The sequence below is a fragment of the Pseudomonas sp. SWRI51 genome, assembly GCF_014268825.1.
GTDB lineage: Bacteria > Pseudomonadota > Gammaproteobacteria > Pseudomonadales > Pseudomonadaceae > Aquipseudomonas > Aquipseudomonas farsensis.
In genome coordinates, this window is sequence record NZ_JABWRG010000006.1 from 1 (window position 1) to 21,849 (window position 21,849).

28 protein-coding genes and 1 pseudogene are annotated in these 21,849 nt (G+C 61.9%); 13 read left to right on the forward strand and 16 right to left on the reverse strand.

The window, feature by feature from the left end:
- Positions 1–195: 195 nt before the first annotated feature.
- The gene (locus HU720_RS03585; RefSeq protein WP_060478742.1) at positions 196–477 is read right to left on the reverse strand and encodes an HU family DNA-binding protein; all 282 of its coding nucleotides are present in this window, start codon (positions 475–477) and stop codon (positions 196–198) included.
- Between the two features lie 396 nt (positions 478–873).
- Between HU720_RS03585 and yejK the strand changes: the two genes are divergently transcribed.
- Positions 874–1,881, forward strand: a complete 1,008-nt coding sequence (yejK, locus tag HU720_RS03590) for a nucleoid-associated protein YejK (protein ID WP_186517321.1) — start codon at positions 874–876, stop codon at positions 1,879–1,881.
- On the opposite strand, the gene HU720_RS03595 is transcribed toward yejK, so the two are convergent.
- The 14 genes from HU720_RS03595 to HU720_RS03660 form a co-directional block, all read right to left on the reverse strand.
- Entirely contained in the window at positions 1,862–2,173 is a 312-nt protein-coding gene (locus tag HU720_RS03595) for a GIY-YIG nuclease family protein (RefSeq protein ID WP_339599327.1), read from the reverse strand. The two genes, yejK and HU720_RS03595, sit on opposite strands and share 20 nt — an antisense overlap.
- A 54-nt stretch (positions 2,174–2,227) precedes the next feature.
- Positions 2,228–2,695 (reverse strand): nuclear transport factor 2 family protein, encoded by a 468-nt coding sequence (locus HU720_RS03600; RefSeq protein WP_186517323.1) that lies wholly within the window; start codon positions 2,693–2,695, stop codon positions 2,228–2,230.
- 94 nt (positions 2,696–2,789) lie between these two features.
- Positions 2,790–4,049, reverse strand: coding sequence for a CynX/NimT family MFS transporter (locus HU720_RS03605; protein ID WP_186517324.1), 1,260 nt, complete (start codon positions 4,047–4,049; stop codon positions 2,790–2,792).
- Between the two features lie 13 nt (positions 4,050–4,062).
- Entirely contained in the window at positions 4,063–4,710 is a 648-nt protein-coding gene (locus HU720_RS03610; RefSeq protein WP_186517325.1) for an FCD domain-containing protein, read from the reverse strand.
- Positions 4,711–4,969: 259 nt separating this feature from the next.
- Positions 4,970–6,019 (reverse strand): histidinol-phosphate transaminase, encoded by a 1,050-nt coding sequence (gene hisC, locus HU720_RS03615; protein WP_186517327.1) that lies wholly within the window; start codon positions 6,017–6,019, stop codon positions 4,970–4,972.
- A gap of 2 nt (positions 6,020–6,021) precedes the next feature.
- Positions 6,022–7,344 (reverse strand): histidinol dehydrogenase, encoded by a 1,323-nt coding sequence (gene hisD / locus HU720_RS03620; protein ID WP_186517329.1) that lies wholly within the window; start codon positions 7,342–7,344, stop codon positions 6,022–6,024.
- Between the two features lie 126 nt (positions 7,345–7,470).
- On the reverse strand, positions 7,471–8,106 hold the full coding sequence (gene hisG / locus HU720_RS03625; RefSeq protein ID WP_186517331.1) for an ATP phosphoribosyltransferase: 636 nt from the start codon (positions 8,104–8,106) through the stop codon (positions 7,471–7,473).
- Between the two features lie 91 nt (positions 8,107–8,197).
- On the reverse strand, positions 8,198–9,463 hold the full coding sequence (murA, locus tag HU720_RS03630) for a UDP-N-acetylglucosamine 1-carboxyvinyltransferase (RefSeq protein WP_186517334.1): 1,266 nt from the start codon (positions 9,461–9,463) through the stop codon (positions 8,198–8,200).
- Positions 9,464–9,486: 23 nt separating this feature from the next.
- The gene (locus tag HU720_RS03635; RefSeq protein ID WP_186517336.1) at positions 9,487–9,726 is read right to left on the reverse strand and encodes a BolA family protein; all 240 of its coding nucleotides are present in this window, start codon (positions 9,724–9,726) and stop codon (positions 9,487–9,489) included.
- A gap of 118 nt (positions 9,727–9,844) precedes the next feature.
- Complete coding sequence (locus HU720_RS03640; RefSeq protein ID WP_186517338.1) at positions 9,845–10,147, reverse strand: STAS domain-containing protein; 303 nt, start codon at positions 10,145–10,147, stop codon at positions 9,845–9,847.
- Complete coding sequence (locus tag HU720_RS03645; protein WP_186517340.1) at positions 10,144–10,797, reverse strand: ABC transporter substrate-binding protein; 654 nt, start codon at positions 10,795–10,797, stop codon at positions 10,144–10,146. The genes HU720_RS03640 and HU720_RS03645 overlap by 4 nt, the downstream gene beginning before the upstream one ends.
- 9 nt (positions 10,798–10,806) lie before the next feature.
- Positions 10,807–11,292 (reverse strand): outer membrane lipid asymmetry maintenance protein MlaD, encoded by a 486-nt coding sequence (gene mlaD, locus HU720_RS03650; RefSeq protein ID WP_186517341.1) that lies wholly within the window; start codon positions 11,290–11,292, stop codon positions 10,807–10,809.
- Positions 11,292–12,089 carry a lipid asymmetry maintenance ABC transporter permease subunit MlaE gene (gene mlaE, locus HU720_RS03655; RefSeq protein ID WP_186517342.1) on the reverse strand — a complete coding sequence of 266 codons (798 nt, stop codon included), beginning with the start codon at positions 12,087–12,089 and terminating at the stop codon, positions 11,292–11,294. Before mlaE ends, mlaD begins: the two co-directional genes overlap by 1 nt.
- Complete coding sequence (locus tag HU720_RS03660; RefSeq protein ID WP_186517343.1) at positions 12,089–12,898, reverse strand: ATP-binding cassette domain-containing protein; 810 nt, start codon at positions 12,896–12,898, stop codon at positions 12,089–12,091. Before HU720_RS03660 ends, mlaE begins: the two co-directional genes overlap by 1 nt.
- Before the next feature lie 245 nt (positions 12,899–13,143).
- On the opposite strand from HU720_RS03660, the gene HU720_RS03665 reads away from it, so the two are divergent.
- From HU720_RS03665 to HU720_RS03720, 12 genes and pseudogenes are all read left to right on the forward strand, one after another.
- On the forward strand, positions 13,144–14,118 hold the full coding sequence (locus HU720_RS03665) for a KpsF/GutQ family sugar-phosphate isomerase (protein ID WP_186517344.1): 975 nt from the start codon (positions 13,144–13,146) through the stop codon (positions 14,116–14,118).
- Entirely contained in the window at positions 14,119–14,643 is a 525-nt protein-coding gene (locus tag HU720_RS03670; protein ID WP_186517345.1) for an HAD family hydrolase, read from the forward strand.
- Positions 14,644–14,651: 8 nt separating this feature from the next.
- On the forward strand, positions 14,652–15,224 hold the full coding sequence (gene lptC / locus HU720_RS03675) for an LPS export ABC transporter periplasmic protein LptC (RefSeq protein ID WP_186517346.1): 573 nt from the start codon (positions 14,652–14,654) through the stop codon (positions 15,222–15,224).
- Complete coding sequence (gene lptA, locus HU720_RS03680) at positions 15,211–15,735, forward strand: lipopolysaccharide transport periplasmic protein LptA (protein ID WP_186517348.1); 525 nt, start codon at positions 15,211–15,213, stop codon at positions 15,733–15,735. The genes lptC and lptA overlap by 14 nt, the downstream gene beginning before the upstream one ends.
- On the forward strand, positions 15,736–16,461 hold the full coding sequence (gene lptB / locus HU720_RS03685) for an LPS export ABC transporter ATP-binding protein (RefSeq protein WP_186517350.1): 726 nt from the start codon (positions 15,736–15,738) through the stop codon (positions 16,459–16,461). It begins immediately after the preceding gene.
- 172 nt (positions 16,462–16,633) lie between these two features.
- Entirely contained in the window at positions 16,634–18,127 is a 1,494-nt protein-coding gene (locus HU720_RS03690; RefSeq protein ID WP_186517351.1) for an RNA polymerase factor sigma-54, read from the forward strand.
- A 78-nt stretch (positions 18,128–18,205) separates the two neighbouring features.
- Positions 18,206–18,514: a ribosome-associated translation inhibitor RaiA gene (gene raiA / locus HU720_RS03695; RefSeq protein ID WP_186517352.1), complete on the forward strand. Its 309-nt coding sequence runs from the start codon at positions 18,206–18,208 to the stop codon at positions 18,512–18,514.
- A 12-nt stretch (positions 18,515–18,526) separates the two neighbouring features.
- A complete protein-coding gene (gene ptsN / locus HU720_RS03700; protein WP_186517353.1) occupies positions 18,527–18,991 on the forward strand; it encodes a PTS IIA-like nitrogen regulatory protein PtsN in 465 nt (154 codons plus the stop codon).
- A 2-nt stretch (positions 18,992–18,993) separates the two neighbouring features.
- Positions 18,994–19,848: an RNase adapter RapZ gene (gene rapZ, locus HU720_RS03705; RefSeq protein ID WP_186517354.1), complete on the forward strand. Its 855-nt coding sequence runs from the start codon at positions 18,994–18,996 to the stop codon at positions 19,846–19,848.
- A gap of 19 nt (positions 19,849–19,867) precedes the next feature.
- Complete coding sequence (locus tag HU720_RS03710) at positions 19,868–20,140, forward strand: HPr family phosphocarrier protein (RefSeq protein ID WP_186517355.1); 273 nt, start codon at positions 19,868–19,870, stop codon at positions 20,138–20,140.
- 160 nt (positions 20,141–20,300) lie between these two features.
- A pseudogene (locus tag HU720_RS03715) lies at positions 20,301–20,601 on the forward strand (type II toxin-antitoxin system RelE/ParE family toxin).
- Positions 20,598–20,918 carry a helix-turn-helix transcriptional regulator gene (locus HU720_RS03720; protein ID WP_186517357.1) on the forward strand — a complete coding sequence of 107 codons (321 nt, stop codon included), beginning with the start codon at positions 20,598–20,600 and terminating at the stop codon, positions 20,916–20,918. Before HU720_RS03715 ends, HU720_RS03720 begins: the two are co-directional and overlap by 4 nt.
- 34 nt (positions 20,919–20,952) lie before the next feature.
- Here HU720_RS03720 and HU720_RS03725 read toward each other — a convergent pair whose 3' ends face one another.
- Positions 20,953–21,846: a ZIP family metal transporter gene (locus HU720_RS03725; RefSeq protein WP_186517359.1), complete on the reverse strand. Its 894-nt coding sequence runs from the start codon at positions 21,844–21,846 to the stop codon at positions 20,953–20,955.
- Positions 21,847–21,849 lie beyond the last annotated feature (3 nt).

Genomic DNA, 21,849 nt, shown 5'->3' on the forward strand with positions numbered 1-21,849 from the left:
CGAAGCAGCCCCAGGATCTGAGCAGCATGCACAATCGCCGGGGCTGCTTCGCAGCCCTTTCGCGGCACAAGGCCGCTCCTACAGAGACTGCGCCGAGCGGACGCGGCCTGTGTGGGCTTGCCTCGCGATCGAAACGCAGGCACAAAAAAACCGCGCCAGGGCAAGCCGGGCGCGGTTCGGTCAACGCATCAACAATTACTTGTTGATGGCATCGCTCAGGCCTTTGGCCGGTACGAACTTGACGACTTTCTTGGCAGCGATTTCGATGGCAGCGCCAGTCGAAGGGTTGCGGCCGGTACGGGCAGGACGCTCGGAGACTTTCAGCTTGCCGATGCCTGGCAGGGTGATTTCGGCGCCGTTTTCCAGTTGGTCGGCGACGATCTGGCCCAGTTGCTCCAGGGCGTTACGCGCGGTGGTTTTCGGCGCGTCGATGGCTTCAGCGATGTCGGCAATCAGTTGGTCTTTGGTCAATGCCATGGTGGTGTTCCTTCCCTATCAAATTCAGAGGTTGTGCAGCGTGCTCGGTCGGTTGGTGGTCGGGCCAGCCCGGGACAATCCAGAGGCCGCGTCGATCGCGTATGTAGATACGCAAATCGGCGTTTGGTTCGACACCCGCCAACCTGGCTGCCAGCAATGCGCCACCCAAGGGGCGCAAGACGGCGCAAAGCTACCACAGGAATCGATAAATATCCGCCCTCGACCTGGTTTTTGTGCAGGTATTTCGGGGGTTTAGGCAAAAAACCGGCGATTTTGGACAAAAAATGCACAACCGCCATTTCTGCCAATATCTGGCCACTGCATCGCCCCCACCCTGGGGTAAACTGGGCGCCTTTTGCAGCGCGGTGCCACACCGCCCAACAGACCGAGAATTCCATGCCCATCCGACATTGCATCGTTCACCTGATCGACAAGAAGCCCGATGGCAGCCCCGCTGTACTGCATGCGCGCGACAGCGAGCTGGCCACCTCCGACGCCATCGAAAACATGCTGGCCGACCTCAATGACAGCTACAACGCCAAGCAAGGCAAAGCCTGGGGTTTCTTCCATGGCGAGTCGGGTGCCTACCCGTTCAGCGGCTGGCTGAAGCAGTACCTGGACGGCGAGAACACCTTCGCCGCGTTCAGCCGCACCGCCGTCGAGCACCTGCAAAAGCTCATGGAAGAATCCAACCTGTCGACGGGCGGCCATGTGCTGTTCGCCCACTACCAGCAAGGCATGACCGAATACCTGGCCATCGCCCTGCTGCACCACAGTGAAGGCGTGGCGGTGAACGCCGAGCTGGACGTGACGCCGTCGCGCCACCTGGACCTGGGCCAGTTGCACCTGGCGGCACGGGTCAACCTGTCGGAGTGGAAGAACAACCAGAACTCCAAGCAGTACATTTCATTCATCAAGGGCAAGAATGGCAAGAAGGTGTCGGATTACTTCCGCGACTTCATCGGCTGCCAGGAAGGCGTTGACGGCCCCGGCGAGACCCGCACCCTGCTCAAGGCGTTCAGCGACTATGTGGAGCGCGAGGACCTGCCGGAAGAGGCCGCCCGCGAAAAGACCCAGACCCTGGTCGACTACGCTACCAGCCAGACCAAGCTGGGTGAGCCGATGGGCCTGCAAGAGCTGTCCAGCCTGATCGACGAGGACCGCCCGGAGGCGTTCTACGACCACATCCGCAACAGCGACTATGGCCTGTCGCCGGAGATTCCGGCCGACAAACGCACCTTGAACCAGTTCCGCCGCTTCACCGGCCGCGCCGAAGGCCTGTCGATCAGCTTCGAGGCGCATTTGCTGGGCTCCAAGGTGGAGTACGACGAAGAAGCCGGCACCCTGGTGATCAAGGGCCTGCCGACGCAACTGATCGACCAGCTCAAGCGCCGCAAGGACTGACTCGGCCTGACGTCACGGCATAGGAGGCGACCAACGCCTCCTTGGCGCTCTTGCGCAGCTTCTTCACCAGCCGCTCCTGGCGCAACGCCTCGCCCTTGTCTGGCCATTGCTCGATGTACACCAACGCCTGCGCCGGGCTGGTCTTGAAGTAGCGCGCGCCCTGGCCTTTCTGGTGCTTGATGAACCGCCGCTGGGGGTCATCACTGATGCCGCAGTACAGCGAGCCGTTGGCCGCGCGCACCAGGTAGACGAACCAGGGTTTACCGGCTTGTTCTGGAACGTCTTCTTTCACGACACCCGACCTTTCCCTCATTAGCGTGGCAAGCCTTGTCAGCCCCGAAACACCTCAGCGCTGCTGAAACGCCTTGAGGCCACGTGCGGCCTGCTCGCGGACCTTGTTCTGCAGCATCGGCGTCCAGCCCAGCAACACACCCGGCAGGCCCAACGCCTGTCGCGCCCAGCGCCACAGGTCGAACGTGTCGTCGTGCTGGCAGATCAAGCCATCACGAATGACGAACCGCGCCTGAATATCATTGACCACCACGCGCCCGGTCTGGCTGAACAGATAGGTCGCCACCCAGTGCGCACCACCGCCGCGCTCGTCGCTGCGCACGCTGTCGAAGGTCAGGGTGAAGTCCTTGGCGCGGGTGATGAGCATGCGCCACATGTCCTTGGCGTCTTCACCCCGCAAGGTGCCGAACACCGGGTCGCTGAACACGATGTCGGCGCTGTAGCAGGCCACCATGGCCTCGGCATCGAGGCGCTGGAAGGCTTGGTAGAAACGGGTGATCAGGGCGCTGTTGGCGTCGCTCATGGGGTGGTCCTGCCACTGGATTGAGAGCGCACGATAATCCCCCGCCTGCGGCAACGCCACTTTCATTTACACGCTGAATGGCTCAATGCCACTGTCAGACCTTCTCACTGCTGACCTGAACATGCAGCGCCCGCCCGGCACCAAGGCCGAAACCGATGGCGCCAATGCCCAGTACGGCGAAGATCCAGCCCACCGCCTGCCAGCCGCCGGTGATGTCATGCACCAGGCCGACCGCGAACGGCCCCATGGAGGCCAGGGTGTAACCCACGCCTTGCGCCATGCTGGAAAGGTTGGCGGCCACATGGGCGTCTTTGGAGCGCAACACGATCAAGGTCAGCGCCAGCGCAAAGGTACCGCCCTGCCCCAGCCCCAGCAGCACCGCCCAACCCCACAGCCCGTCAATCGGGGCATACAGGCAGCCGAACAGGCCGGCCAGGGTCACCAGCATCACCACCACGATAGCCAGGCGCTGGTCACGGCCACGGGTGGCGAGCCAGGGGGCGCTGAGCGAGCTGATCAACTGCACGATCACCGAGCCGGACAGCACCAGGCCCGCATCCACCGCGCTCAAGCCGCGGCCAATGAGGATCGACGGCAGCCAGCCGAACACGATGTAGGCAAGGGAAGACTGCAAGCCCATGTACAGGGTCACCTGCCAGGCCAGTGGGTCGCGCCACAGCCCGCGCACCCGGTAGGCCACTTTATGCAGGCCGTGGCCCTGGCGTGCCTGGGGCAACCAAACCAGCATTGCCAAAAGCGCAGGCACCATCCAGAACCCGAGGCCCAGGGCCCAGTTGTCTTCAAAATGGTGGCTCAGCGGCACCGTCGCGCCCGCCGCCATGGCCGCGCCGAGGCACAGGGCCATGGTGTAGACGCCGGTCAGGGCGCCAGCATGCTGGGGGAAGTCGCGTTTGACGATGCCCGGCAGCAGTACGCCAATGATGCCGATACTCGCCCCGGCCACCAGGCTGCCGAGGAAAAGCCCGGCAACACCCAGCGCACTGCGCAGGAAGATGCCCAAAGCCAGGGTCAGCAGGATGCCAAGGATCACCCGCTCGCTGCCAAACCGGCGCGCCAGTACCGGCGCCAGCGGCGCGAACAGCCCCAGGCAAAGCACGGGCAAGGTGGTCAAGAGGCCTGCGGCCGAGGCGCTGAGGCCCAGGCCTTCCGAGACCTGGCCAAGCACCGGGGCCATGCTCGACAGTGCCGGGCGCAGGTTCAGCGCCACCAGCACCAGGCCGAGCAACAGCAGCCAGGGGCGCTGCAGCGTTAGGGGTTGCTGCTGCACTTGTTCGTCGTCGGCTTCGGCGTCGATCAACAGTTCGTCAAGTTCGCGGCTTGTACGTTCGCTCATGGTGGGTTTCCGATCAGGATTCGATGAGAGCCCGGCTCAGGCGCTTGGCGAGCTCCGGATCGCGTTGTTCGAGGGCGTCGAGAATCTGCCCGTGCAGGTCGAATACGCTTTGGCAGCGGGGCACGGTGGTCATGTTGTGCTGCAAGGCGGCGGCGACCACGCCTGAGAAGTAGCGGTACAGCTCGCTGAGGGCAGGGTTGTGGGCGGCGTCGACCAGGCGCTGGTGAAACTTGATGTCGCAGGCGACGTAGGCGTCGACGTCGGCATGAAAGTGCTCACCGCTTTGCTGCAGCGCCTGGCGCAGGGCTTTGAGGTCTTCGGGGGTACAGCGCTGCGCTGCCAGGCCGATGGCTTCGGCTTCGAGGATGTGGCGGGTTTCGCGGGCGTGTTCGAGGGTGCACTGGGCCATGGCTTGTACGGCTTGCAACGGGTCTTGGGCGGTGCGCAGGTAACTGCCGTCGCCTTGGCGGATTTCGACCAGGCCGCTGAAGGCGAGCACGCGCATGGCTTCGCGGACGGTGTTCCGGCTGATGCCCAGGTCGGTGGCGAGTTCCGGTTCGGTGGGCAGACGCTGGCCGACGGACCAGGCGCCTTGGGCGATGCGGGTGCGCAGTTGGTCGACGGCTTGTTCGACCAGGGAGCGTTTGATGAGTTGAGACACCGGTTTTTCGTCCAGTCATCGGATGAATTAGGGCGTAGAAGGGTAACGAGTTGGCGGGGTTCGGGCAACCGTAATTGCGCTGCTTCAAGGGAGGACTGCATTTGCCTCGGGATCCTGGGGCTGCTTTGCAGCCCTTTCGCGACACAAGGCCGCTCCTACAAATTGACCGCATCCTTGCTGGGGAATGCGGTCACCTGTAGGAGCGGCCTTGTGTCGCGAAAGGGGCGCAAAGCGCCCCCGGCTCAAGCCTGGCCCACGATCAACCCAAAGCATCCAACAGCGCTTGGTTCATCTCCGGCGTCCCCACCGTAATCCGCAAGAACTGCGCAATCCGCTCCTGCTTGAAGTGCCGCACAATCACGCCTTGCTCGCGCAGCCGCGCCGCAATCCCTGCCGCATCCTGCCCCGGGTGCCGAGCAAAGATGAAGTTAGCCGCCGAAGGCAATACCTCGAACCCACGGGCCTCAAGCGCCGCCACCAACACCTCGCGGCTGTCGATCACCTTGCGGCACGTCTGCTCGAAATATTCGCGATCCTCGAACGCCACGGCCGCGCCGACAATCGCCGCACGGTCCAGTGGGTAGGAGTTGAAGCTGTTCTTGATCCGCTCCAGCGCCTCGATCAGGTCCGGGTGGCCAACCGCCAAACCTACCCGCAACCCCGCCAGCGAACGCGACTTGGACAGCGTCTGCGTGACCAGCAGGTTGTCATAGCGGTCGACCAGGCTGATAGCCGTCTGCCCGCCGAAGTCGATGTAGGCCTCATCCACCACCACCACCGAATCCCGGTTGGCCTGCAACAACTGCTCAACCGCCTCCAAGGGCAGCAGGCAACCGGTAGGCGCGTTAGGGTTGGGGAAAATGACACCCGCATTAGGCTTGCTGTAGTCAGCCACACGGATCTGGAACTGCTCATCCAGCGCCACCGGCTCGTAGGCAATACCGTACAGCCCGCAATACACCGGGTAGAAGCTGTAGCTCACATCCGGGAACAACAGCGGGCCACGGTCATGCTGGAACAGGCCGTGGAAAATGTGTGCCAGCACCTCATCGGAACCGTTACCTACAAACACCTGCGCGGTGTTGACGCCGTAATAGCCGGCAACCGCCTGTTTGAGCCGGTCACTGTTTGGGTCGGGGTACAGACGCAGGTTGTCGTTCAACTCGCCGCGCATCGCCTCAAGCGCCTTGGGCGATGGGCCGTAGGGGTTTTCGTTGGTGTTCAGCTTCACCAGGCGCGCAAGCTTGGGCTGCTCGCCCGGCACGTAGGGCACCAGGTCCTTGACGAAAGGGCTCCAGAAACGACTCATGCTCAATTCCCCTTCTCGGTGAGGATGCGGTATTCGGCGCTGCGGGCGTGGGCAGTCAGCGACTCGCCTCGGGCCAGTACCGAGGCGGTCTGGCCAAGGTCGGATGCGCCCTGCTCGGAGCAGAAGATGATCGACGAACGCTTCTGGAAGTCATACACACCCAGCGGCGAGGAGTAACGCGCAGTACCGGAAGTGGGCAGCACGTGGTTCGGGCCAGCGCAGTAATCGCCCAACGCTTCGCTGGTGTGGCGGCCCATGAAGATTGCGCCGGCATGGCGGATCTGGCCAAGCCAGGCCTGCGGGTCGGCCACCGACAACTCAAGGTGCTCAGGGGCGATGCGGTTGGCCACCTCGATGGCCTGCTGCATGTCACGCACCTGAATCAGCGCACCACGGCCATTGATCGATTTTTCGATGATTTCGGCACGTTCCATGGTCGGCAGCAGCTTGTCGATGCTGGCGGCAACGCGGTCAAGGAATTCGGCATCGGGGCTGACCAGAATCGCTTGGGCGTCTTCATCGTGTTCAGCCTGCGAGAACAGGTCCATGGCGATCCAGTCCGGGTCAGTCTGACCGTCGCACACCACCAGAATTTCCGAAGGGCCGGCGATCATGTCGATGCCCACCTGGCCGAACACATGACGCTTGGCAGTGGCCACATAGATATTGCCGGGGCCGACGATCTTGTCCACCTTCGGCACGCTTTCGGTGCCGTAGGCCAGGGCAGCAACGGCTTGCGCGCCCCCCACGGTGAACACCCGGTCGACACCGGCGATGCAAGCTGCGGCCAGCACCAGCTCGTTGAGCTCGCCACGCGGGGTCGGCACGACCATGACCACCTCGGTCACGCCCGCCACTTTCGCAGGGATAGCGTTCATCAGCACGGACGACGGGTACGACGCCTTGCCGCCCGGCACGTACAGGCCAGCGCGGTCCAGCGGAGTAACTTTCTGCCCGAGCACCGTGCCGTCAGCTTCGGTGTATTGCCAGGAATCCTGCTTCTGCCGCTCGTGGTAGACGCGCACACGGTTGGCGGCCTTTTCCAAGGCTTCGCGCTGGGGCGCGGTGATGCGGGTCAGCGCCAGCTCAAGGCGTTCGCGGCCAAGAATCAGGTCATCGATGGACTTGGCATCGACGCCATCGAACCGCTGGGTGAACTCCACCAGCGCGGCATCGCCACGCTCACGCACCGCCTTGATGATATCGAGCACGCGCTGGTTGACCGCGTCATCAGACACGCTTTCCCAGCTCAGCAGATGATCAAGATGTCGGGCAAAATCCTGGTCAGCGGCATTGAGACGGGCAATTGCAGTGGACACGGTCATGGCGAGGGCCTCGGTAGATAGCGAATGCTCAGGCGCCCTAAGCTACCAGTCGATCCGCGCGGGCACCCGAGAAAAGTGGCTATGACGCGGATAGACGGGCGCGACAGCGAAGGTCGCGCGCAGAAGTCAGCCGCGGTGTCGTGATTCGACGGCGTTACGCAGGGTGTCGATCAGGCTCTGGATACGGGCGTGCTGCATTTTCATGGAGGCCTTGTTGACCACCAGGCGCGAACTGATCATGGCGATCAGGTCTTGCGGCTCAAGGCCGTTGGCGCGCAGCGTGTTACCGGTGTCGACCACGTCGATGATCTTGTCGGCGAGGTTGATCAGTGGGGCCAGTTCCATCGAGCCGTACAGCTTGATGATATCGACCTGGCGGCCTTGCTCGGCATAGTAGCGCTTGGCGACATTGACGAACTTGGTAGCCACGCGCAGACGGCCTTTGGGCTCAGGGGCGCCGGTAACGCCAGCAGTCATCAGTTTGCACTGGGCAATCTGCAGGTCGAGGGGCTCGTACAGGCCCTGACCGCCGTATTCCATCAGCACGTCCTTGCCGGCTACGCCCAGGTCAGCGGCGCCATGCTCGACGTAGGTCGGCACATCGGTGGCACGTACGATGAGCAGGCGCACATCATCCTGGGTCGTCGGGATGATCAGCTTGCGGCTCTTGTCCGGGTTCTCGGTAGGCACGATGCCAGCCTCTGCCAGCAGGGGCAGGGTATCGTCGAGAATGCGGCCTTTGGATAGCGCGATGGTCAACATGGGAAACGTCGGTCCTTAAGCAGCGACTGCCAGCCAGGTCGGGGACCTGGCCGTGTTCAATTCGGGGGCGCGTCCTTGCGCCGGCAGGCAGTTAGCCCGGTACGCGGCGGATTTTCGCGCCGAGCATCTGCAGTTTTTCTTCGATGCACTCGTAACCACGGTCGATGTGGTAGATGCGGTCGATCAGGGTATCGCCTTCGGCGACCAGTGCCGACAGTACCAGGCTCGCCGAGGCGCGCAGGTCGGTGGCCATGACGGGCGCGCCTTTGAGCGTCTTGGTGCCGGTGACGATGGCGGTGTTGCCTTCGACCTGGATCTGCGCGCCCATGCGGTGCATTTCGTACACGTGCATGAAGCGGTTTTCGAAGATGGTCTCGATGACAGCACCGGTGCCTTCGGCAATGGCGTTGAGCGAGATGAACTGCGCCTGCATGTCGGTCGGGAACGCCGGGTAAGGCGCGGTACGCAGGTTCACGGCTTTGGGCCGCTTGCCGTGCATGTTCAGCTCGATCCAGTCTTCGCCAGTGGTGATGTCGGCGCCGGCTTCCTTGAGTTTTTCAAGAACCGCTTCAAGGATGGTCGGGTCGGTATCCTTGACCTTGACGCGGCCACCGGTCACGGCAGCGGCGACCAGGTAGGTACCGGTTTCGATGCGGTCAGGCATTACGCGGTAAGTAGCCGGATGCAGACGAGGCACGCCATCAATGGTGATGGTGTCGGTGCCGGCGCCTTGGACGTTGGCGCCCATGGCGTTGAGGAAGTTGGCGAGGTCGACCACTTCCGGTTCGCGAGCGGCGTTTTGCAGCACGCTGCGACCAGTGGCCAAGGCTGCTGCCATCATGATGTTCTCGGTACCGGTCACGCTGACGGTATCGAAGAAGAAGTGCGCACCACGCAGGCCGCCCTCAGGCGCCTTGGCCTTGATGTAACCGCCTTCGACTTCGATGTGCGCGCCCATGGCTTCGAGGCCACGGATGTGCAGGTCGACCGGACGCGAGCCAATGGCGCAGCCGCCTGGCAGTGCGACTTCGGCATAACCGAAGCGAGCGACCATCGGGCCGAGCACCAGGATCGACGCACGCATGGTTTTCACCAGCTCGTACGGGGCGACCAGGGTCTTGATGGTACGCGGGTCGATTTCGACCGAAAGCTTCTCGTCGATCACAGGCTCGATGCCCATGCGCCCGAACAGCTCGATCATGGTGGTGATGTCGTGCAGGTGCGGCAGGTTGCCGACCGTCACCGGGCCATCGCACAGCAAGGTAGCCGCAAGAATCGGCAGGGCCGAGTTTTTTGCGCCGGAAATGCGGATCTCGCCGTCGAGACGCGCGCCGCCAGTAATAATCAGTTTGTCCATTGGTATCTCGCCGCCAAGTTGGCTCAGGTGCGCTCAGCCCAGGCTGCGCTGCTGAAGAATTTCATGGTTACCGCGTGGATTGCGCCGTTGGCAATCCACGGATTGAGGTGAGCGTAGACCGCTTGCTGACGCTTGACCGGGCTCTGGCCGGCCAGCTCGTCGCTGATCACGTTCAACTGGAAGTTGCAGCCTTCGCCTTCAACTTCTACCCGGGTTCCCGGCAATTTTTCTTCCAGAAAGCTTTTGACTTCTACGGCCTGCATGCTCAACCTCGATCGGCGCCCAACGCGCGCGGGTCGGCCATCATACAAAAAAGCCCCTCGCCTGCGAAGCCCAAGACGGGGCTTGCTGACCGAGGGGCCTTCACCATAAAGCAGGGCATCAGCCTGCAAGTACTTCATCGAGGTCATAGACCTCGGCGATTTCACGCATATCGTCAGGCATTGCGCGCACTTCGACCGCCTTGCCGGCGGCCTCGGCATCACGCATGAACGCCAGCAACAGCGACAGCCCGACACTGCTCGACTTCACCACTGCGGTGCAGTCGAGCACCAGCCGCTGCTCGCGACTGGCTGCAATCAGCGCCTTGCCCTGCTTGCGCAGGGCCGGGCCGCTACGGTAGTCCAGCACACCGGCCAGGCGCAAAACGCCAGGCTCGGCCATGCTTACGGCCGCTTCGGTCATTTGACTTCCTTCTCCGGCGAACTGTCGGCGGTCTGCTTGGCCTTGGCCACCTCGCCTGCCCAACCGTCGATGGTCTTGTCCAGGTCATTGCCATTGCGCTGCATGGCATCGGCGAACTGATCGCGGAACAGCTTGCCGATGTTGATGCCGTTGACGATGACGTTACGCACTTTCCATTCGCCGTCGAGCTTCTGCATCGTGTATTGCACCGGGTAGACCGCACCATTGTTGCCGGTGACTTTCATGCCGACGCTTGTGCGGTCGCCGTCTTCAGCCTTGGCCGGGTCGACGGTGATGCCCTGGTTGTTGTACTCAAGCAATGCATTGCCATAGAACTGCATCAGGCTGCGCTTGAAGTTTTCCTGGAAGCGCTGCATCTGCGCAGGGGTCGCCTTGCGCGAATACTTCACGGTCATGATGCTTTTGGAAATACCGTCGGCATCGACAACCGGGCCCAGATTATTGTTGAGCGCGTTGTAGAACGCCTCTGGGTTGGCCTTGTACTGCTCTTTATTAGCCTTGAGGTCACTGAGCAGCTGGGTCGTGGTGGTCTGGATGACCTCACGGGCAGACTGCCCGGGCGCCGCCAGGCTCAACAGAGGAAAGGCCGCCAGCAGTACCAGCAGGCCGCGTCGCAGGATGGAAACCATGGAGACTCCTTAATTAGCCGGTTGTGCTTCTTTCGGTTCCTTGCCCACCGAGTTGAGCAGGAACTTGCCAATCAGATCTTCCAGCACCAGCGCCGACTGGGTGTCGTGGATGGTGCTGCCATCCTTGAGAACCGCGTCTTCGCCGCCCACGCTGATACCGATGTACTTCTCGCCCAGCAGGCCGGCGGTCAGGATCGAGGCAGTGGAGTCGGTCGGCAGGTTGTCGACGTGCTTGTCCAACTGCAAGGTCACCCGGCCGGTGTACGAGTCGCGGTCCAGATCGATTGCCGTGACCTTGCCGATGGTTACACCCGCCATGGTCACTTTAGCTCTGACAGTCAAACCGGCGATATTGTCGAAGTACGCATAAACTTTATAGGTATCACTGCTCGGGCTGGCCGACAGGCCGCTCACACGCAGGGCGAGCAGCAGCAGCGCCAGGACCCCGGCCAGAAGAAACAGGCCGACACCGATTTCCAGGGTGCGGTTTTGCATCAGAAATCTCCAAACATCAAGGCGGTCAGAATAAAGTCCAGACCCAGGACTGCCAGCGAGGCATAGACCACGGTCTTGGTGGTGGCACGGCTGATCCCTTCTGAAGTGGGTTCGCAGTCATACCCCTGGAATACGGCGATCCAGGTCACCACGAAGGCAAACACCAGGCTTTTGATCAGCCCGTTGAGCACATCGTCGGTGAAAGAAACACTGTTTTGCATATTGGCCCAGAACGAGCCCTCGTAGACGCCAAGCCAGTCTACCGCCACCCACGAACCACCCCAGATGCCCACCACGCTGAAAATCAGCGCCAGCAGCGGCAGCGAGATGAAACCGGCCCAAAGGCGCGGGGCGACGATGTACTTGAGCGGGTCGACGCCGATCATTTCAAGGCTCGACAACTGCTCGGTGGACTTCATGTTGCCGATTTCAGCGGTCAGCGCAGAACCTGCGCGCCCAGCGAACAGCAGCGCGGTAACCACCGGCCCCAACTCGCGCAGCAAGGTCAGCGCGACCATCTGGCCCACGGCCTGCTCCGAACCGTACTTGGTCAGGATGCTGTAGCCCTGCAGCGCCAGCACCATGCCGATGAACACGCCAGACACGGCAATGATCGCCAGCGACAGCACGCCAACCGAATAAAGCTGCTTGACCAGCAACTGGAAGCTGCCGCCAATGCCGCCCCGGCCAATCAGCGCATGGCCCAGGAAAATGCAGGAACGCCCGAGCACAGCCAGCACATCGATGGCAGCACGGCCGAACAGGCGGATTCGTTCAAGAATGGATTTTCTGCGCATCAACGCGCCCCCAGCAGGTCGGCGCGGTAGTCAGGCGCAGGGAAGTGGAACGGCACCGGGCCATCAGGGTCGCCCTTCATGAACTGGCGAATACGCGGGTTGTCCGAGCCCATCAGTTCGGCCGGTGTGCCCTGCCCCAATACCTGGCCATCGCCGACTACATAGATGTAGTCGGCGATGCTCGCGGTCTCGGCCAGGTCGTGGGAAACCACGATGCTGGTAATGCCCAGGGCATCGTTGAGCAGGCGAATCAGACGTACCAATACGCCCATGGCGATCGGGTCCTGGCCAACGAAGGGTTCGTCGTACATCAGAATCTGCGGGTCCAGGGCGATGGCCCGGGCTAGCGCCACACGGCGCTTCATGCCACCAGACAGCTCGTCGGGCATCAGGTCGATGGCGCCGCGCAAGCCGACGGCCTGCAGCTTCATCAACACGATGTCGCGGATCATCTCTTCCGAAAGGTGGGTATGCACGCGCAGAGGAAAGGCGACGTTCTCGAAAACATCGAGGTCGGTGAACAGTGCACCGCTCTGGAACAGCACGCCCATCTGCTTGCGCGCATCGAACAGGTCACTGCGCGACAGGCTTGGCAGGTTCTGGCCGTTGACCCACACCTCGCCACCGGTCGGGCGCAGCTGTGCCCCCATCAGGCGCAGCAGCGTAGTCTTGCCGCAGCCCGAAGGGCCCATGATGCCTGTGACCTTGCCGCGGGGGATGCGGATGTCCACGTTGCTGAAAATGCTACGCGTGCCGCGTTTGAAGGTCAGGTCCTTCAATTCGACCGCATAGGCGTTATCCACACTCATCTAGACTCCTTGCAGTGCAGCCTCGTCCCATGGACGTGTGATTCCATCTTGAAGGCACACTGGTTCCCCGGCAGGCCGAATCGCGGCGAACTATACCACCGCTGCACAGGCCGGCCCAAGGCCGAGCCTGCGCCGTTCAGCCAGCAGACAGGCTTTGAGGGTTTTCCTACACGCATCGAAGAGGTGAGGTATTGCCTCTTTGCCGCTATAATCGCCGCCTTTTCATCAGGCATTGCGTTTTCGACATGAGCCAATCCAGCGAGCTGATCCAATCCGCCCAGCGCACCTTGCGCCTTGAACTCGAGGCCGTAGAGGGCCTGATGGCGCGTATCGACGCCAATTTCGTCAAGGCCTGCGAGTTGATCCTGGCCAGCAAGGGCCGGGTCGTGGTGGTCGGCATGGGCAAGTCGGGGCATATCGGCAACAAGATCGCCGCCACCCTGGCAAGCACCGGCACGCCGTCGTTTTTCGTGCACCCAGCCGAAGCCAGCCACGGCGACATGGGCATGATCACCCGTGATGACGTGATCCTCGCCTTGTCCAACTCCGGCAGCACCGCCGAAATCGTCACCCTGCTGCCGCTGATCAAGCGCCTCGGCATCCAGATGATCAGCCTGACCGGCAACCCCGACTCGCCACTGGCCCAGGCCGCCGAGGTCAACCTCGATGCGCGCGTGGCCCAGGAGGCCTGCCCGCTGAACCTGGCGCCGACCTCCTCCACCACTGCCGCCCTGGTATTGGGCGACGCCCTGGCCATCGCCCTGCTGGAGGCCCGCGGCTTCACCGCCGAAGACTTCGCCTTCTCGCACCCAGGCGGCGCACTGGGCCGGCGCCTGCTGCTCAAGGTCGAGAACGTGATGCATGCTGGCGACGAACTGCCCCAGGTTCAGCGCGGCACGCTGCTCAAGGACGCGTTGCTTGAAATGTCTCGCAAAGGCTTGGGCATGACCGTGGTACTGGAGGCCGATGGTACTCTGGCCGGCGTCTTCACTGACGGCGACCTGCGCCGCAGCCTGGACCGCAACATCGATATCCATGCCACGCTCATCGATGAAGTCATGACCGTCCATGGCAAGACTGCCCGCGCCGAGATGCTCGCCGCCGAGGCACTTAAAATCATGGAAGACCACAAGATCAGCGCCCTCGTGGTCATCGACAAGGACCGCCGCCCCAACGGCGCCTTGAACATGCACGACCTGCTGCGCGCCGGAGTGATGTAAATGAACCAGGACCTGATGCAACGGGCCAAGGCCATCAAGCTTGCGGTGTTCGACGTCGACGGCGTGCTCACCGACGGGCGCCTGTACTTCCTCGAAGATGGCAGCGAATTCAAGACGTTCAACACCCTCGACGGCCACGGCATCAAGATGCTCATGGCCTCGGGCGTAACCACCGCCATCATCAGCGGCCGCAAGACCCCGGTGGTGGAGCGCCGCGCCAGGAACCTCGGCATCCCGCACCTGTTCCAAGGCCGCGAAGACAAAATGGTGGTACTGGACGGCCTGCTCGCCGAACTCAATCTAAGCTACGAGCAGGTTGCCTACCTGGGCGACGACCTGCCGGACCTGCCGGTCATTCGCCGGGTCGGCCTGGGCATGGCGGTGCACAATGCTGCGGCGTTCGTGCGCGAACATGCCCACGGCATCACCCAGGCGCGCGGCGGCGAAGGTGCTGCACGCGAGTTCTGCGAACTGATCATGCAGGCCCAGGGTACCCTGGACGCTGCCAACGCTCACTACCTGTAAGGCCGGACATGTTCAGCAAGAAGGTTAAAAACATTGCGCTGCTCGGGGCTATCGCTGCCGTACTGGTGGCCGTCGGCTACTGGAACGTCAGCCCAGAAAGCTTCCTCGACAAGCCCGTGGCGCAGGTCGACGAAAGTGCCATCGACTACTACGCGGTCAATGCCCACAGTGTGCAGTTCACCCCTGAGGGCAAGCTGCAGTACGAAATGACTGCCGACAAGGTCGAGCACATGAAGGCCAGCGACGTCACCCTGGTGACCACGCCCGACCTGCACCTGTACCGTGGCACCCAGTTCCCGTGGCATGTGCAGAGCAAGCGCGCCGAGGTCAACCCGGACGGCACCGAGGTCGAACTGATCGACGCGGTCCGCGTGGCCCGCACCGACGAACGCAAGCGCGACACCATCATCACCACCACCCGCATGACCGTGTTCCCGCAGAAGGAATATGCGCAGACCGAGCAAGCCGTTAGAATCGACGGCGCCGGTGGCACCACTACGGGCAAAGGAATGAAAGCGTATTTGAAAGAAGGCAGGATGGACCTGCTCTCTAACGTAAGAGGACAGTATGAGGCTCGTTAAAACCATCCCCCTTCTGCTCAGCCTGGGCGTAGCACTGGGAAGCGCGAGCGCCTTCGCCCTGCCGAACGACCGTGACCAGCCGATCCGCATCCAGGCGGACAACGCCCACCTAGACGACAAGCAAGGCGTGGCCACCTATACCGGCGATGTCATCATCACCCAAGGCTCGATGATGATCAAAGGCAACACCGTGACCATGACCCGTGCCGCCAACGGCGACATCGACGTGGTCACCTCGGTGGGCAACCTGGCCTACTTCGAGCAGCAGCAAAGCGCAGCCAAGGCCGACAAGATGAAAGGCTGGGCGGTGACCATCCAGTACCAGGCGCAAAAAGACCTGGTCGTGCTCACCGACCGCGCCAAGGTCGAGAACGAAGGCAACACCACCGAAGGCGAGAAAATCGTCTACAACACCAAGACCCAAGTGGCTACCGCCGGTCGCGGTGGCAACGTGACTGCACCACGTCAGCGTATCGACATGGTCATTCAACCGAAGAAAAAGGCCGAGTAAATGGCAACCCTCAAAGCCCAGCACCTGGCCAAGAGCTACAAGAGCCGGCAAGTCGTGCGTGACGTCAGCCTGTCGATCGACAGCGGCCAGATCGTCGGCCTGCTCGGCCCTAACGGCGCCGGCAAGACCACCTGCTTCTACATGATCGTCGGGCTGGTCCAGGCTGATCAGGGCCGCGTGCTCATCGACAACCTCGATGTCAGCCACCAGCCCATGCACGGCCGCGCCCAGGCAGGTATCGGCTACCTGCCGCAGGAAGCCTCGATCTTCCGCAAGCTGTCGGTGGCCGACAACATCATGGCCATCCTCGAGACCCGCAAGGACCTCGACCGCGACGGCCGGCGCAAAGAGCTCGAAAGCCTGCTGCAGGAGTTCCACATCAGCCACATCCGCGACAACCTCGGCATGAGCCTGTCCGGTGGCGAACGCCGCCGCGTCGAGATTGCCCGCGCGCTGGCGACTGCACCCAAGTTCATCCTGCTGGACGAACCTTTTGCCGGTGTCGACCCCATTTCGGTGGGCGACATCAAGCAGATCATCCACCACCTCAAGAACAAGGGCATCGGCGTACTGATCACCGACCACAACGTTCGCGAAACCCTGGATATCTGTGAAACTGCGTACATCGTCAACGACGGCCAGCTGATCGCCGAAGGCGACGCCGAGACCATCCTGGCCAACCAGCTGGTCAAGGAAGTCTACCTGGGTCACGAGTTCCGCCTCTGATCCGGGCCGCCTGGAGCACTGTTGCCGCGAGTCGTTCAAGACTTAAGTGTTACAGTGCTCTAGGCAAACGCTGCATTTTCAGGCATATAACTTGCTTAAAATCGGCGCCCACGCGCCCTACGTGTAGTGGATGGCGCATGCGCGCCGGCGAACAAGGTATTAAGCCCCTGCCATGAAACCATCGCTCGTCCTAAAAATGGGCCAGCAACTGACGATGACCCCGCAGTTGCAACAGGCCATTCGTCTGCTCCAGCTTTCTACCCTGGACCTCCAGCAGGAGATTCAGGAAGCGCTGGAATCCAATCCGATGCTCGAACGCCAGGAAGACGGCGAAGATTTCGACAACAGCGACCCGATGGCGGACAACGCCGAAAGCAAACCGGTCGCCGAAGTTCAGGACAACAGCTTCCAGGAATCCACCAGCAGCAGCGAAAACCTCGAAGACGGCGACTGGGGTGAACGCATCCCCAACGAGCTACCGGTCGATACCGCCTGGGAAGATATCTACCAGACCAGCGCCAGCAGCCTGCCCAGCAACGACGATGACGAGTGGGACTTCACCACCCGCACCTCGGTCGGCGAGAGCCTGCAGAGCCACCTGCTGTGGCAACTGAACCTGGCGCCTATGTCCGACACCGACCGCCTGATCGCCGTGACACTGATCGACAGCATCAACGGCCAGGGCTACCTCGAAGACTCCCTCGAAGAAATCTGTGCAGGGTTCGACCCGGAGCTGGACATCGAGCTGGACGAGGTCGAGGCCGTATTGCACCGCATCCAGCAGTTCGAGCCGGCCGGCATCGGCGCTCGCACCCTGGGTGAATGCCTGCTGCTGCAATTGCGCCAACTGCCGGCTTCCACCCCATGGATGGCCGAGGCGCAGCGCCTGGTCACCGACTTCATCGACCTGCTCGGCGGGCGCGACTACAGCCAGCTGATGCGCCGCATGAAGCTCAAGGAAGACGAGCTGCGCCAGGTCATCGAGCTGGTGCAGAGCCTCAACCCGCGTCCCGGCTCGCAAATCGAGTCGAGCGAGCCTGAGTACGTGGTACCTGACGTGATCGTGCGCAAGGACAGCGAGCGCTGGCTGGTCGAGCTTAACCAGGAGGCGATGCCGCGCCTGCGGGTCAACCCGCAGTACGCAGGGTTCGTGCGCCGCGCCGACACCAGCGCCGACAACACCTTCATGCGCAACCAGTTGCAGGAGGCGCGCTGGTTCATCAAGAGCCTGCAGAGCCGCAACGAAACGCTGATGAAGGTCGCCACGCAGATCGTCGAGCACCAGCGCGATTTCCTCGAGTACGGTGACGAGGCCATGAAGCCGCTGGTGCTGCACGATATCGCCGAGGCGGTGGGCATGCACGAGTCGACCATTTCCCGCGTTACCACGCAGAAATACATGCACACCCCGCGCGGCATCTACGAACTGAAATACTTTTTCTCAAGCCACGTGAGCACCGCGGAAGGCGGCGAATGCTCGTCCACGGCGATCCGCGCGATCATCAAAAAACTGGTTGCGGCGGAAAATCAGAAAAAGCCATTGAGTGACAGCAAGATCGCTGGTTTACTGGAGGCACAAGGCATCCAGGTAGCCCGTCGCACCGTCGCCAAGTACCGCGAATCGCTGGGCATAGCCCCATCGAGTGAGCGCAAGCGACTGATGTAGCACCGGGGTCCGCCACAGCGTTTCAGTGGCAGGTGCAACACCTGCCTCTTTATGCACGGGCAATAAAGGAGAAGCTGTATGCAAGTCAACATCAGTGGCCAGCATGTAGAAGTTACCCAACCACTGCGCGATTACGTGCTTGAAAAGCTCGCCCGCGTGGAAGGGCATTTCGACAAGATCACCAATGCAACGGTGATCATGAAAGTCGAGAAGCTGCAGCAGAAGGTTGAAGCAACCCTCCAGATTCCCGGCGGCGAAGTGGTCGCCAATGCCGAACACCTAGACATGTATGCCGCGATCGATGCCTTGGCCGACAAGCTCGACCGCCAACTGAAAAAACACAAGGAAAAACAGCAAAGCTTGCTGCAAGGCGCAGCCGCCCGCTGATCCCCCTCATCCATGATCCGACTTGAAACCATCCTGACCCCCGGCCGTTCCCTCGTGAACGTGCCGGGCGGCAGTAAAAAACGCGCCCTCGAAAAGGTCGCCACCCTGATCGCCGACCAAGTACCAGAGCTGGAGATGCAAGACGTCTTCGAAAAGCTGGTCGCTCGCGAAAAACTCGGCTCAACCGGTTTTGGCAATGGCATCGCCATTCCTCACTGCCGGCTCGAAGGCTGCACGGCGCCGGTAAGTGCCCTGCTGCATCTTGACGCCCCTATCGATTACGACGCCATCGATGGCGCACCGGTCGACCTGCTGTTCGTGCTGCTGGTCCCCGAAGCTGCCACCGATGCCCACCTTGAACTGCTGCGCCAGATCGCCAGCATGCTTGATCGCAAGGACGTTCGCGATCGCCTGCGCTCGGCAAGCAGCAACGAGGCCCTGTACCAGGTTGTCCTGGACGTACAGAACGAGCACTGAACATGCGCCTGATCATCGTCAGCGGCCGCTCCGGCTCCGGCAAGAGCACCGCCCTCGACGTACTGGAAGACAACGGCTACTACTGCATCGACAACCTCCCTGCCGGGCTGTTGCCGCAGTTGGCAGAAAACGCGCTGATCAACACCGAGCTGCAGCAACCCAAGGTTGCTGTTTCCATCGATGCGCGCAACCTGCCCAGCCACCTGTCACGCTTCCCGGAACTGCTCGAGGACGCCCGCGCCCGGCACATCCAATGTGATGTGTTGTACCTGGACGCCGACGAAGACACCCTGCTCAAACGCTTTTCCGAGACACGCCGGCGCCACCCGCTGACCAACCAGAACCGCTCGCTGGCCGAAGCCATTCGCGTCGAAAGCGAGCTGCTTGGCCCCATCGCGGATCTGGCCGACCTCAAGATCGACACCACCAACCTGAACCTGTATCAGTTGCGCGACTCGATCAAGCTGAGGCTGCTCAACCAGCCCGAACCGGGTACGGCGTTTCTGGTGGAATCATTCGGCTTCAAACGCGGCATGCCGGTGGACGCCGACCTGGTGTTCGATGTGCGCTGCCTGCCCAACCCCTACTGGAAGCCGGAACTTCGTGAGCATTCTGGCCTCGAACAGCCGGTTATCGACTACCTGGCCGCGCAGCCGGACGTCGAGGAAATGTTCCAGGACATCTCCAGCTACCTGCTCAAATGGCTTCCGCGTTTTGCCGCCAGCAACCGTGCCTATGTCACCATCGCCATCGGCTGCACAGGCGGCCACCATCGCTCGGTGTATATCACCGAACGCCTCGGCCAGTTGCTCCAGCCCACCCTGAAAAACGTCCAGGTCCGCCACCGCGACCTCTAGCCACAGGATCCGCCCCACCATGCCCGCCCGCGAAATCACCATCATCAACAAGCTGGGCCTGCACGCCCGAGCGGCGGCAAAGTTCGTCGGAGTGGCCGGGCGCTTCCCCTGTCAGGTCCGCGTAGGGCGCGCGCCGGACAAACTGGTAGACGGCAAGAGCATCATGGCCGTCATGATGCTCGCCGCCGGCAAAGGCACCCAAGTGCACCTGTTTACCGAAGGTGAGCAGGAGGACGAAGCCATGGATGCGATTGTCGAACTGATCAACAACTTCTTCGACGAAGGCGAGTAGAGGCCCCACCGCAACATTCTCTGCCAATTGCCAGGATGAAATAAGACCTTGTTGTTTTTATACCTATACAGGTATAGATTCGATGGGTGGCTTCATGACGTTCAGCGGGCAACACAAAAAGCTGTACTGGGTAGCAAGCAGTAAAAAGGACCTTATGGCACTGCCGTTAGACGTCCAGCATGTGTTTGGTTTTGCCTTGCACCTGGCCCAAGAGGGCGGGCGGCATGTGCACAGTAAAATCCTGAAAGGCTTTTCCGGCGCTGGCGTGCTTGGTCGTGGAGGATCATGAAGGCAACACGTTCCGCGCGGTATACACCGTGCGCTTTGGCAACGCTGTCTATGTACTGCACTGCTTCCAGAAGAAATCCAGGACAGGCATCAAGACGCCCGAATCGGATATCGCCTTGGTCCGCATGAAGCTGCGGCTTGCACAGCAACATTCTGAAGGACAAATCCCATGAGCGAGATCGAAGAAGGCAGCGGCAACCTGTACGCCGACCTCAGCCACCCAGCTGCTGACGAAATGCTGGTCAAAGCTCGTCTGGCCAGCAAGATATGCAGCATCATCAAAGCTCGCCACCTGACTCAGGTTCAAGCGGCAGAAATTCTCGGCCTACCGCAACCGAAAGTTTCCGATATGGTTCGCGGCAAGTTCCGTGGCATTAGCGAGAGCAAGATGATCGATTGCCTGGCGCGTCTGGGGCGCGACGTTCAGATCGTGGTCAAAGCGGCCCCGCGATCTCGGCCCCAGGGGCGCGTAGAAGTAGTGTTCGCTTAAGCAAAGGGCAGTGGCCCTACCCACGCCCAGCCCTTCAAGACATCGCCGTATCCATCACCATCATCAGGCAAAAACCGATACACAGCCCCAAGCTGGCCAAACGGTGATGGCCATTGCTGCGCGACTCAGGGATGACCTCCTGGGTCACCACCAGCAACATGGCCCCCGCCGCGCAGGCCAGGCCTAGCGGCAACAGCAGTTCTGCAATGTTGACCAGCCACGCGCAGATCACCGCCGCCAAGGGCTCGACCAAGCCGGAAGCCGCGCCAATCAGAAACGCCTTGAAACGCGACATGCCGGCCCCAGCCAGCACCAAGGCGATCACCAGGCCTTCCGGCACGTCCTGCAACGCAATGCCCATTGCCAGGCTGTCGGCATCCGGCATACCGCCACCTGCGGACACACCGATCGCCATGCCTTCAGGAATGTTGTGGGCAATGATGGCAATGACAAACAGCCAGATGCGCGCGGCGATCACAGGCTGCTCGCCCGTCGCCACCAGCACCTGTGGGCAAGCGCCGGAAACCTTCAGGTCGATCAGAAACAGGCACAGGGCGCCGAACAGCAAGCCGCTACTTACAAGCCCGCCAGCCCCCCAGGGGCTGAAACCGATGGCCTGGGCAGCAGCCAGCCCGGGCATGATCAGGGAAAACGCCGTAGCCGCCAGCATCACCCCCGCGCCAAAACCCAAAAGGGTATCGGCTACCGCCACTGGCATGTTGCGGATAACCAGCACCGGTACCGCGCCCAATGCCGTGCCAAGCGCACACAGCGCGCCGCCCTCGAGTGCGCGCAGCATGCGTGGCTCGAGGTCGAGCCAGGCAAGACCGCGGGCCACCAGCAAAGCGGTGCCTACCAACAACAGCAAGGTGCCCAGCGCCAGGCGGAACAGCCGAACACTGCTGACAGACATCACGGCAGAGCGCATACC

Bases quoted from the DNA above. Each gene is read 5' to 3' on its own strand.
- HU720_RS03585 (WP_060478742.1), bottom strand. From the start codon at position 477: ATGGCATTGACCAAAGACCAACTGATTGCCGACATCGCTGAAGCCATC.
- yejK (WP_186517321.1), top strand. From the start codon at position 874: ATGCCCATCCGACATTGCATCGTTCACCTGATCGACAAGAAGCCCGAT.
- HU720_RS03600 (WP_186517323.1), bottom strand. From the start codon at position 2,695: ATGAGCGACGCCAACAGCGCCCTGATCACCCGTTTCTACCAAGCCTTC.
- HU720_RS03605 (WP_186517324.1), bottom strand. From the start codon at position 4,049: ATGAGCGAACGTACAAGCCGCGAACTTGACGAACTGTTGATCGACGCC.
- hisC (WP_186517327.1), bottom strand. From the start codon at position 6,019: ATGAGTCGTTTCTGGAGCCCTTTCGTCAAGGACCTGGTGCCCTACGTG.
- hisD (WP_186517329.1), bottom strand. From the start codon at position 7,344: ATGACCGTGTCCACTGCAATTGCCCGTCTCAATGCCGCTGACCAGGAT.
- hisG (WP_186517331.1), bottom strand. From the start codon at position 8,106: ATGTTGACCATCGCGCTATCCAAAGGCCGCATTCTCGACGATACCCTG.
- murA (WP_186517334.1), bottom strand. From the start codon at position 9,463: ATGGACAAACTGATTATTACTGGCGGCGCGCGTCTCGACGGCGAGATC.
- HU720_RS03635 (WP_186517336.1), bottom strand. From the start codon at position 9,726: ATGCAGGCCGTAGAAGTCAAAAGCTTTCTGGAAGAAAAATTGCCGGGA.
- HU720_RS03640 (WP_186517338.1), bottom strand. From the start codon at position 10,147: ATGACCGAAGCGGCCGTAAGCATGGCCGAGCCTGGCGTTTTGCGCCTG.
- HU720_RS03645 (WP_186517340.1), bottom strand. From the start codon at position 10,797: ATGGTTTCCATCCTGCGACGCGGCCTGCTGGTACTGCTGGCGGCCTTT.
- mlaD (WP_186517341.1), bottom strand. From the start codon at position 11,292: ATGCAAAACCGCACCCTGGAAATCGGTGTCGGCCTGTTTCTTCTGGCC.
- mlaE (WP_186517342.1), bottom strand. From the start codon at position 12,089: ATGCGCAGAAAATCCATTCTTGAACGAATCCGCCTGTTCGGCCGTGCT.
- HU720_RS03660 (WP_186517343.1), bottom strand. From the start codon at position 12,898: ATGAGTGTGGATAACGCCTATGCGGTCGAATTGAAGGACCTGACCTTC.
- HU720_RS03665 (WP_186517344.1), top strand. From the start codon at position 13,144: ATGAGCCAATCCAGCGAGCTGATCCAATCCGCCCAGCGCACCTTGCGC.
- HU720_RS03670 (WP_186517345.1), top strand. From the start codon at position 14,119: ATGAACCAGGACCTGATGCAACGGGCCAAGGCCATCAAGCTTGCGGTG.
- lptC (WP_186517346.1), top strand. From the start codon at position 14,652: ATGTTCAGCAAGAAGGTTAAAAACATTGCGCTGCTCGGGGCTATCGCT.
- lptA (WP_186517348.1), top strand. From the start codon at position 15,211: ATGAGGCTCGTTAAAACCATCCCCCTTCTGCTCAGCCTGGGCGTAGCA.
- lptB (WP_186517350.1), top strand. From the start codon at position 15,736: ATGGCAACCCTCAAAGCCCAGCACCTGGCCAAGAGCTACAAGAGCCGG.
- HU720_RS03690 (WP_186517351.1), top strand. From the start codon at position 16,634: ATGAAACCATCGCTCGTCCTAAAAATGGGCCAGCAACTGACGATGACC.
- raiA (WP_186517352.1), top strand. From the start codon at position 18,206: ATGCAAGTCAACATCAGTGGCCAGCATGTAGAAGTTACCCAACCACTG.
- ptsN (WP_186517353.1), top strand. From the start codon at position 18,527: ATGATCCGACTTGAAACCATCCTGACCCCCGGCCGTTCCCTCGTGAAC.
- rapZ (WP_186517354.1), top strand. From the start codon at position 18,994: ATGCGCCTGATCATCGTCAGCGGCCGCTCCGGCTCCGGCAAGAGCACC.
- HU720_RS03710 (WP_186517355.1), top strand. From the start codon at position 19,868: ATGCCCGCCCGCGAAATCACCATCATCAACAAGCTGGGCCTGCACGCC.
- HU720_RS03720 (WP_186517357.1), top strand. From the start codon at position 20,598: ATGAGCGAGATCGAAGAAGGCAGCGGCAACCTGTACGCCGACCTCAGC.
- HU720_RS03725 (WP_186517359.1), bottom strand. From the start codon at position 21,846: ATGCGCTCTGCCGTGATGTCTGTCAGCAGTGTTCGGCTGTTCCGCCTG.